The organism is Deltaproteobacteria bacterium (assembly GCA_040223695.1).
In the GTDB taxonomy this organism is placed as follows: Bacteria; Desulfobacterota_D; UBA1144; order Nemesobacterales; family UBA2774; genus JAVKFU01.
The window spans coordinates 204010-214414 of record JAVKFU010000019.1; the positions used below are offsets into that span (position 1 = coordinate 204010).

Sequence of the window (10405 nt, forward strand, 5' to 3'; positions counted from 1 at the left end):
ATCATAGAGACAAAAATTATCATATCACAGATAGGTAAGCGGATTGAAGGCTAAAGTTTTCACTTTTACCGCTGGCGGTTGTTATAGAGGGTTATTGAAGATTTCATTTCTCTTTTCCTGCCATTTCCATGACGGTTCTCAGTAGCCATTCATCCTTAAATTGTTACCAGAAATTTATTGATATAACGGATTATATTGACTAGAATTCGTTATATTACCGATCTGACAGCTCCAGCGACGATTACTGTAGCTAGTGCCCTGTCCGCAATATATGAATTAATCTAATCGTTCAGGAAAAAGGGGTTTCTCGATGAAAATTATTATTATAGGGGGAGGTGAAGTCGGCGCATTTCTGGCAAGAGGATTATCCAAAGAGAATGACGTAATTGTTATTGAAAAGGACAAAGATTTGGCGAAAAGAATAGGCGACACATACGACGTTCTCTCAATAGATGGTGACGGCAAAGACCCGGAAATCCTGAAAAAATATTCTGTCGATGCCGATGTCAGCGTTTCGGTAACAGGCAACGATGAGACTAATATCTTGTCGTGCCTTCTATTTTCCTCTTTTGGTATTCCGACTGTTATCGCCCGAGTCGGTAATCCCGAGTTCCTGGATTATCCCGAACATCTCAATAAAGAAAACATATTTATCGTTAACCCCGGGACAATTATTTCTAAAAGGATTTTTAGTATTATCGGTTCTCCTTTCGCGTGGAGGGTGGAAAAATTCGCCCAGGGAAAAATAAGGATGTTCAAGCTCAAAATTGAAGAAGATACTCCGATCGCGGGTAGAAAACTTTCACAATTAGGGGGCGCTGAAAATTGGCAGTTCGTGGCTTTATCAAGAAACGGGACAATACATATACCCAAAGGGGAAACCGAGCTTCAAGTCGGGGACTATATTTATGCGCTCGGTAATCCGGAGAAACAGGGCCGGCTCAAGGAGCTTTTAGGTCTGGAAGAGGAAGAATTAGAGACTGTAATAATAATGGGAGGCGGCAAAATTGGTACAAAAGCGGCATCGAATTTAGCCGAACAGGGTCTCTCCGTGAGACTGCTTGAGAGTGATTCCGACCGGGCCAGATCAGTAGCCGAAGACTTCCCCGATATTCTGGTGCTTAACGGGGACGGAACGGAAAGTGACGCGCTAAAGGAAGCAGGCATTACCTCGGCTGATTATTTTTTATCTCTGACGGGGGATGATGAAAAAAATGCGCTAAGCGCTCTGCTTGCAAAGAGCATGGGGGCTAAAAGGGTGCTGATACTATACAATAAATCTGATTATATGAATCTTATCGAGAAAATTGGTATCGACAGAGCGCTCAGTGAGAAAGTTGAGACCGCGAATGAAATTTTAAAGATCCTTCGTATCGGAACGGTCGAAAAAATTTCGCTTGTTGCCGAAGGAAACGCTCAGGTGTTGGAATTTGAAATTACGGATAAAGCCAAGATACTGGATACTCCGCTTAAAGATGCCAAACTTCCAGAGGAGTCTATTGTAGGCGTCGTCATCAGGGGAGATGATCTGATTTTGCCGCGGGGGGATTTCAGAGCAAGCGCCGGGGATACGATAGTTATTTTTGCCCTTCCCGAGGCGGTCGAGCAATTGGAAAACATGCTTGTCTGATGAGTACCTGAATCAATCGTATGGTTGCAAATGATATTAAAAATGTAAGAAAGCCTGACTAAATTTATATCCCTTCCCGATAAAGTACGGATATTTTCAATAATATCAGCGCGATATCCCCTCGTTTGGCAGAAGTAACAGAACGAACATTAATTTCGCTATTGCCGGTATGTGCGAGTTCTTTTTATTGTTGAGCTCGAAGTGTACATATGAGCGCTTGTTGACTCGTTCCGTGTCTCCATTAACAAATGGTTTTATCTCGGGGAACTGACCGGATATCCCTTAAAAAAATTCTATAGAAAGCTCCACATATATCCCAATATTGCCTTAACACTTTGTATGTAAGATCAACCATAGAGACGGGATTTGCAAAAGTTCTCATAATCGTTCTATAATGTGAGTCTGGATTCTAAGTTATGAGAAATTAAAAATAAGTATTGAGGAGAAGGATAATGTCTGAAATTACGGTAAGGTCGTTAAGCGGTGGAGAGTCAAAAATAGACGCCCAGGCTATAGATGACTTGAGGGCCAAGCTCAGGGGTGAAGTACTGCTTCCGGGTGAGGGCGGTTATGACGAAGCCCGCAGTATCTGGAACGCCATGATAGACCGGAAGCCCGGAATTATAGTAAGGTGTATGGGCAATCGCGATGTGATGGACGCAGTGAATTTCGCCCGTGAGAATAATATACTCATAGCTGTCAAAGGAGCGGGCCATAACATAGCGGGCAACGCTGTTTGCGATGGGGGGTTGATGATTGACCTGTCAGCTATGAACTTTGTGAGTGTTAATCCTAAAACCAGAAGGGCTTATGTAGGCCCGGGCGCCACTCTCGGGGATTTTGACCACGAAACACAGGCATTCGGACTCGCCACCCCCGTCGGCATAAACTCTACAACCGGCATCGCGGGGCTTACGCTCGGAGGAGGCTTCGGGTGGTTAACCCGAAAGCACGGTATGACCGTTGACAACCTTCTTTCCGCGGATGTAGTAACCGCGGAAGGCAAATTCCTCCATGCAAGTGAAGAGGAAAATCCGGATCTTTTCTGGGCTATCCGCGGAGGAGGCGGGAACTTCGGCATAGTGACCATGTTCGAGTTTGAGCTCCACCCTGTAGGTCCTGAGGTGCTCACCGGGTTGATTGTTTTTCCGTTTAATGAAGCCAAGAGTGTTATCTCGAAATACCTCGAATATGTTGAGGGGCTTCCTGAAGACCTGGCCATCTGGGTGGTTCTGCGTCAGGCGCCGCCCCTTCCGTTTTTACCGGAAGAAGTGCATGGGAAGGAGGTAGTAGTGTTAGCGTTTATGTACGCCGGCAAGCCTGAAGCGGGAGAGAAGTTAATCGAGCCGATTCGGGGTTTCGGCAATCCTCACGGCGAGTTCGTGGGAGTGGGCCCGTACGAGGGTTGGCAGAAAGCGTTTGACCCGCTGCTTACACCGGGGGCGAGAAATTACTGGAAATCGCATGATTTTTCAGACATCGGCGAGGGCGCTGTCGACACGCTTATAGATTACGCCGGTAAACTCCCTTCATCTCAATGTGAGATATTTATCGCTCATTTAGCAGGCGAGGCGAACAAAATTCCACATGACGCAACAGCCTACGCAAATCGTGACACAAAATTCGTTCTTAACGTTCACGGCAGGTGGGATGACAATAGCGGGGATGACAAATGTATCTCCTGGGCACGCGAATTCTTCGATAAATCAGCCGAGTTCGCTACGGGAAGCGTCTATGTGAACTTTATGACTGAAGAGGAAACCGGCCGTGTAACTAACGCTTACGGTCCTAACTACGACAGAATGGTTCAGATGAAAAAGAAGTTCGATCCGAAGAACCTATTCAGAATGAATCAGAATATCAAGCCGTCTGCTTAGATCGATATATGATTTAAACTCGAGCATATCTAAGCTCCTGCATCAGGAATAATCGACTCCTGATGCAGGGTTTTTTATAAATCCGTTTTATTACTAATGAGTTTATGTAGTGGAAGAAAGGCCCTCACGGATCCTGCCGGTTATTATGTTCTCGCAGTTCGCGGGCACGTCGCTGTGGTTTGCCGGCAATGCTGTTCTGGGCAACCTGCAGGCTGAGTTAAATATCGGGCCCGGCTCTTTGGGCTACGTTACCTCTTCCGTGCAACTGGGATTTATCATAGGCACGCTCGTATTCGCCTTCTTTGTTATCTCCGACCGGTACTCTCCCAGAAAAGTATTTTTTGTATGTTCCGTACTCGGGGCCCTTTCCAATCTGGGTATCCTGATACCTGCGGAAGGGCTTCCGCTGTTATTAACATTCCGCTTTATGACCGGATTCTTCTTAGCCGGTATATATCCCGTAGGTATGAAAATCGCTGCGGGCTGGTTCAAAAAGGACATTGGGGAGGCACTTGGATACCTTGTCGGCGCGCTCGTGCTCGGTACGGCTTTCCCGTTTCTGTTAAAGGCCACGGGTGGAGCATTCGACTGGCAGAGTGTGGTTCTCTCGGTATCAGCCGTATCGGTATCAGGAGGGGTGCTAATGCTCGTTCTGGTTCCGGACGGCCCGTATCTGAGCACAGGAACTAAATTCAATCCTAAAGCCATACCCGTCATTTTCGGCTCGAAGGGTTTACGGTCAGCAGCATTCGGCTACTTCGGCCATATGTGGGAGCTCTACACACTCTGGGCGTTTGTTCCGGTTTTACTGTCCGCATACGGTGTCAATAACGGTGAAGCCGTTAACGTCCCGTTATGGTCTTTTGCCGTCATCGGGGCCGGAGGTATAGGGTGCATTCTGGGGGGATTCATATCGAAGGGCCGGGGAAGCGCGCCGATGGCTTTTTATCAACTGCTCGCCTCGGGGCTGTGCTGCGTTCTTTCTCCGCTGGTTTTTTTTGCGCCGGCTGAAATATTCCTCGGTTTTTTTGTATTCTGGGGAATTGTAGTGGCCGGGGATTCGCCCCAGTTCTCGGCCTTGGTAGCCGTGAAAGCGCCCCGGGAGTACGTGGGGTCGGCATTGACCATAGTAACGAGCATAGGTTTTTTTATAACTATAATCAGCATTCAATCAGTCGGTTATCTTGCGGAGTTCGTTAGCGCGGAGTATCTGATGCTCTTTCTCGTGCCCGGTCCGGTTTTGGGATTGGCGGCGCTGTGGGGCTCAGTGCGGCATGAGAAAAACTGGCAATAATCCGGAAGACTAATGTTTCATACAGACCTTTTCGAGTCCGGGAAAACCGCGCTGCAATATATGAAAAAGCCGCCTGACGGATTATCCGCCCGACGGCTTGTTTGTTTCCTGAGGTATGGAGGATGAGCTTTATTTTAAACGGTTGATTTATAAATTTTATCTGCTGTTACTCACACGGAAACAGGATTATTTGTTAAGAGCTAAATTCCTGTCTTCGGCCAGCTCATCTAAAGCTACGAAGTGCACTCTGCTGTCGAGTCCTATGGAATCTTCAGTGTTTGAAAGCTTCATGTCGTAAGCGTTGCATTTGTTCGCCGTTATGATTCTGTCGGGATCGATGCCCTGCTGAACGACATAATTTTTTACGGATTCGGCCCTCAGTACACCGAGATTTTCGGGAATTTGCTCACCGGCGTTGCAGTACGCTTCGATCACCACATAGGTATCCGTCTCAGTTTTGAGGACTTCGGAGTTTTCTTTCAGCACCTCTTTGGCGTCCTCCCTTATTCTGTAACTGTTTTCGTTAAAGAATATGTCCTTCAGCTCAGGACTGTACGGGCTCAATTCAGTGGACGCCGCCAGCACCTCGTAGCCGGGCATCCCGCTTTCCATTTCGGCTCCCTCCGATTGTGGGGCCATATGGGTCGATGCCACTCCGTAGACCATAAAGATTCCGAGTGCGCCCGGAACCAGATACCGATTTATTTTATTCCAAATTTTAGTTGCCATATTCATTGTCGATTGCCTCCTGTATATTAATTTTGTCTATACGCTATATATAAGGTGCAATCCGCATGCCAATTAGCAGATGAATAAATTATATTGTATTTAGAATAGGTTATAAGTCCGAGAGTGCTGGCAGGAGATTAGAAGCGGTTTTATTGTACGAATAGAAACAATCGGAATTGTAGCGGAGCAGACAAAAGGTTTTTTCAGCTGGAATTTATTTTCTTGAGCTCCTGCTTGGCGATTTCCGCTTCTCTTGAGCCGGGGAACCTTTCAATAAGTGTTTTAAAAAAGAATTTTGCTCCGTTCTTCCGGCCTATTTTGACGAGCGACAGTCCCTGTTTCAGGTAGGCGTCGGCTACTCTTTTGTCGTTGGGATATGTGTCGATAAGTATCTGGTAGGTGAGAATTGCGTTCGTGTACTCTCCCTTCTTATAAGATTTGTCCGCACTGTTGTATAGATCGTCGGCCGACTTTTGCTTTGCGGACTTTACGGATTGTTTCTTTCGAAGGTCATCCATCTTCATATATATATCGGAATAATTTTTTTCCAGGCTTCTAATCCTCGCCTCCTGTATTTCGACTTTCCTTTGAATATCCGTTATCTCGCTTGAATTTGCCGCCAGCCTGCTTTCCAGACTGTTCTGACGTTCGGTAAGCTCCTCTATGGAGCCGGGAGGGACGACGCATCCCGTAAGAAGGGTTATAAGAACAAGGTAAAAAATTAAGTGAGGTTTAATTATTATCATGAACTTCCGTTTTTTTGAAATAATATTGATAAAGTTATCGTCCTTCCGGAGATTAAAAATTATTTGCTATTATGAAGGGTATGTCAAAGGTTGTCACCAAATTTTTTCCATAACCATTCTTTCGGGGAGAAAAAACAGGAAAAACTATGGGTGTTTCCTAAAAAAACGGCGGAGATATTTTGGATATCCCCGCCGTATGTTTTACCTTAAAGCGCGATAATCTCCATCCGCTTTAAGGTACAGATATGGGTATAGTCAATCGACTAGGCTTTTTTCTCTACTTTCTCAACGGAAATCACCGTACCGTCGCCCTCGATCTCGACCTTTACGAAGTCTCCGACGGCAATGCCTTCCAGTAATTCTTCATCATTAAACTTTAATGAGTGAATATCACCGTTTTCATCAGTGAGTGTCAGGCTTTCATTCTCGGCGCTTATTTCCGTGATTTCGCCCTTCATTTCACGGTCCTCTTCGCTCATCGCGTTATCTTGAGCATCTTGAGCGGTATATGCATCTTCGTCCTGATCGGCCACGTCGTTTGAAGCGGCGTCGGCAGTGTCAGCGTTTGCCGGTATTACGAGTGTCTGGCCTGCCTCAAGCTGGTCGGGAGTTTCAATCCCGTTCGCCCTGGCTATTACTTCCCACTTGTCTGAGGAGCCTAGGTGCTCTTCGGCAATACTTGCAAGGGTATCTCCGGGTTTAACCGTGTATTCCAGCCCTTCACCAGTAAAGTTTTCGGAATGGATGTTCTCTTGTGTTTGCTCCATTTCATGAACCCCCGACTGAGAATCTCCTGGTTGCTCCGCCGAAACTATTCCGGCTGCCCCTGTCATAGCCAGTCCTGTTACTAAAATCGATGATACTAATAAACGTTTCATATTTTAATACCTCCCAGGTATTAGGATTTTGATGTCAATAAGTGCAAGGGCCGTGCCAAACATCGATTAAATTGAATAATTTCAATAATGCTGGTTGATTGCGATTTGAACGGGCTTATGTGTCCGATCAGACGGGCGGGGATTTGTATCAAACGAAACATATTTAGTTGTATGAATCCGTACAATTTCCCCTTTATAAAATGGTTAAATTATCATTTTGAAAGAGTTTTAATGGCAGGTTTGAAAAAACGGGTAGAATTATTCACTATTCCGTGATGGGTCGGAGGTTCCAACGCATTGAATCTTAGCAGGCAAATAAGACTGGGTTTTGCGCTTATGCTTCTGCTTATGCTGATGGTGGGCGGGCTCTCTATATACAACGTGTACAAATTAAACGAGACGGCTTCGAATCTGGAGGGCCGTTATGACACATTGTATAAACTTTTTTCCGGTCCGGACAGTAATGTTGAATCCGACCCCGGGTTCGGCAAGGAGATGGTAGAACAGGCGATTGGATTAATCGATGAGCAGCTTACATATAATTATACTTATGTGCTGATCGTAGTCGCGGTGGCCCTTGTATTCGGCGGCATCATTACAATCCTTTTTCCTACAAAAATCACAAGACCTATACTGAATCTCGTAAACGCCACGAAAACCGTCAAGAGGGGAGACTACTCTTACAGGATTAAGGCCGAAGGGGAAACCGATGAAATTTCCACACTTGCGGGCTCGTTTAATGAAATGCTTCAAAACATAGAGGTTACTCACAAAAGCAACGTAGAGCTGATCGAGCAGACAAAGAAATTTAACGAAACGCTCACGGAAAAGGTGGAAGAGGCGACGCGCGAAATCAGGGACCAGCAAAACGAGCTTATAAGAGCCGAAAGGCTGGCGACAATCGGGGAATTCGCGGCAAGGATCGCCCATGAAATTAAGAACCCTCTTTCAGGGATAAGCGTTGCCCTGGAGTTGCTGAAAAGTAAATCGAAAGACGGTGATCAGGAGCAGTCCATATCGGAAGTGTTGAACGAGGTCAAAAGGCTCGACAATATCTTAAAGGACCTGCTTCAGCTTTCGATTCCCAAAGAGATGGATTACAGAAAGGTAGACCCTAACGATATAGTTGAGAGATCGGTTCTATTGGTAAAATCGAGAGCCGACCAAAAGGGAGTCGAAATTAACCTGGAATTGAAATGTGAGGAAGAGTGCAACCTCGACTATGAGAAATGTCAGCAGGTCGTGATGAATTTATTGATTAACGGTATAGATGCCGTTGACTCATGTGGCGGTAAAATTACCGTCGAAACGAATATAGTTGACGAGTCTCTCCATGTAAGGGTTTCCGATACCGGTCAAGGCATTCCCGGAGCGGTGATGAATAAAATATTTGATCCCTTTTATTCGGGCAAGAAGAACGGGACAGGTCTCGGTCTTCCGATTTCAAAGAAGATTGTCGAGTCGCATAACGGGCGGATTGAGGTTTTTAGCGAGGAAGGGAAAGGAACCACCTTTACGGTAATCATTCCTAAAAAATTTAAAGATAATTCTGAAATAACGGCTTAGAAATGTTAATATGGCATATTTATAATTTAAAGGAATAAAGAGTGAGCGAAAGTATTTTAATAATAGACGATGAGGAGTTCCTTTGCGATAAACTGAAGGAATGTCTTGTGGATGAAGGGTATGACGTAGACGTCTCTCATATGGGGAAGGAAGGGATTCTTTTAGCCAAAAGAGATAATCCCGATCTTGTTCTTCTTGATTTGATGCTGCCGGATATAAACGGGATCGAGGCTCTGGACGAAATAAATGGTATCGATCCCGCGCCCGTTACTATACTGATGAGCGGGCAGAGCAATGTGGATACGGCCGTTTCCGCAATCAAGAAAGGGGCGTACGATTTCATAGAAAAGCCGTTTTCACTCGATAAATTAAAGGTAATAGTAAAAAACGCACTCGATAACGCGGGTTTAAAGAAAAGTCTTAGTTCCAGACTGAAGAGCGAGCAAAAGCAATACGGGTTTCACTCTCTGATCGGCAGGAGCAACGCTATAAAGAATGTAATCGATTTATTCGAAAAGCTTGTTAATACGGATCCCAAGACAATTCTTATTGGCGGTGAGAGCGGGACGGGGAAAGGGCTTGCCGCGAAGATGCTTCATCACAACGGTGCGAGAGCGGAGAAGCCGATTATCGAACTTAACTGCGCGGCAATTCCCGAAACGCTTCTTGAAAGTGAGCTGTTCGGGCACGAAGCGGGCTCGTTTACGGATGCTAAAAAGATGAAAACCGGTATATTCGAAGACGCAAACGGCGGGACCATTTTTCTGGATGAGATAGCGGACATGAGTCTCGCGCTTCAGGCCAAGCTTGTAAAAGCAGTGGAGGAAAGGACGTTCCGGAGGATCGGCGGCAAGAGGGACATCAAGGTTGATGTCAGGATCGTCGCGGCGACCAATAAGGATCTGAAAGAGCAGGTGGATAAAAAACTGTTCAGGGAGGATCTCTACCACAGGCTGAATGTTATTAATTTCGACATGCCGAGTCTCAGAGAGCGAAAGGAGGATATACCGCTCCTTACCGAATATTTTATAAATTTTTTCAACGTGGATCTCAACAAGAATATACAGCATGTTCCCGAAGAGGTCGAAACCGCGTTTATGAACTACAACTGGCCCGGGAATGTCAGGGAGCTGAAGAGCTCAATCGAAAGGGCCGTTTTACTGAGTGAGGGGGAGACTTTAAATCCCAAGTACATTCAGATTGACGAGCAGGGTAAGGGTGTAAAGGTTCAGAACGAGCAGAATAAGATGTTTTTTGAGCTGGACATGGATAAGTTGACTCTTGAGGGCGTAGAGGAAATCGTAATAAAAAAGGCGCTCGAACTAAACGACTGGAATCAGACAAAAACGGCTCAAATGCTCGGTGTAACCAGACAGGTCCTCAGGAACAGGATGATAAAAATGGATTTGTTGAATTGATGAAACATTATTCCGTATAGATCCCGAGCGGTTTTATTCATGGGATTTCAACTGGCGTATAAATAATTTTTGCTTCATATATCTCTGCTACTAAAGAACAGTTCTTCAAGTTTTTTTCATGAATATTATCGAGATTTCACCGGACAGACTAGCGACAAGTCGCTACTAGCGGGATACCGCTACCATTCAGTCTTTACTTCTTTGTATATAACACACTGTTGCTATTGATATTTTATAAATTCAAGGGAGATGGCACGCCCCTTGCGC

The 10405-nt window shown here is 45.5% G+C and carries 8 protein-coding genes; 5 read left to right on the plus strand and 3 right to left on the minus strand.

Features of this window, described 5'->3' with window-relative positions; all coding sequences use genetic code 11:
* The first annotated feature begins 310 nt into the window (after window positions 1–310).
* The 3 genes from trkA (at window position 311) to RIG61_12990 (ending at window position 4801) form a co-directional block, all read left to right on the plus strand.
* Window positions 311–1630, plus strand: a complete 1320-nt coding sequence (gene trkA, locus RIG61_12980) for a Trk system potassium transporter TrkA (protein ID MEQ9620072.1) — start codon at window positions 311–313, stop codon at window positions 1628–1630.
* Window positions 1631–2082: 452 nt separating this feature from the next.
* The gene (locus tag RIG61_12985; GenBank protein MEQ9620073.1) at window positions 2083–3507 is read left to right on the plus strand and encodes an FAD-binding oxidoreductase; all 1425 of its coding nucleotides are present in this window, start codon (window positions 2083–2085) and stop codon (window positions 3505–3507) included.
* Between the two features lie 109 nt (window positions 3508–3616).
* The gene (locus RIG61_12990) at window positions 3617–4801 is read left to right on the plus strand and encodes an MFS transporter (protein MEQ9620074.1); all 1185 of its coding nucleotides are present in this window, start codon (window positions 3617–3619) and stop codon (window positions 4799–4801) included.
* 186 nt (window positions 4802–4987) lie between these two features.
* On the opposite strand, the gene RIG61_12995 is transcribed toward RIG61_12990, so the two are convergent.
* From RIG61_12995 to RIG61_13005, 3 genes are all read right to left on the minus strand, one after another.
* Window positions 4988–5536, minus strand: a complete 549-nt coding sequence (locus RIG61_12995; protein MEQ9620075.1) for an OmpA family protein — start codon at window positions 5534–5536, stop codon at window positions 4988–4990.
* 197 nt (window positions 5537–5733) lie between these two features.
* Window positions 5734–6276, minus strand: coding sequence for a tetratricopeptide repeat protein (locus RIG61_13000; GenBank protein MEQ9620076.1), 543 nt, complete (start codon window positions 6274–6276; stop codon window positions 5734–5736).
* Window positions 6277–6539: 263 nt separating this feature from the next.
* Window positions 6540–7154, minus strand: a complete 615-nt coding sequence (locus RIG61_13005; protein ID MEQ9620077.1) for a LysM domain-containing protein — start codon at window positions 7152–7154, stop codon at window positions 6540–6542.
* Window positions 7155–7451: 297 nt separating this feature from the next.
* Between RIG61_13005 and RIG61_13010 the strand changes: the two genes are divergently transcribed.
* Both RIG61_13010 and RIG61_13015 read left to right on the plus strand, forming a co-directional pair.
* Window positions 7452–8720, plus strand: coding sequence for an ATP-binding protein (locus RIG61_13010; GenBank protein MEQ9620078.1), 1269 nt, complete (start codon window positions 7452–7454; stop codon window positions 8718–8720).
* A gap of 41 nt (window positions 8721–8761) precedes the next feature.
* On the plus strand, window positions 8762–10138 hold the full coding sequence (locus RIG61_13015; GenBank protein MEQ9620079.1) for a sigma-54 dependent transcriptional regulator: 1377 nt from the start codon (window positions 8762–8764) through the stop codon (window positions 10136–10138).
* Window positions 10139–10405 lie beyond the last annotated feature (267 nt).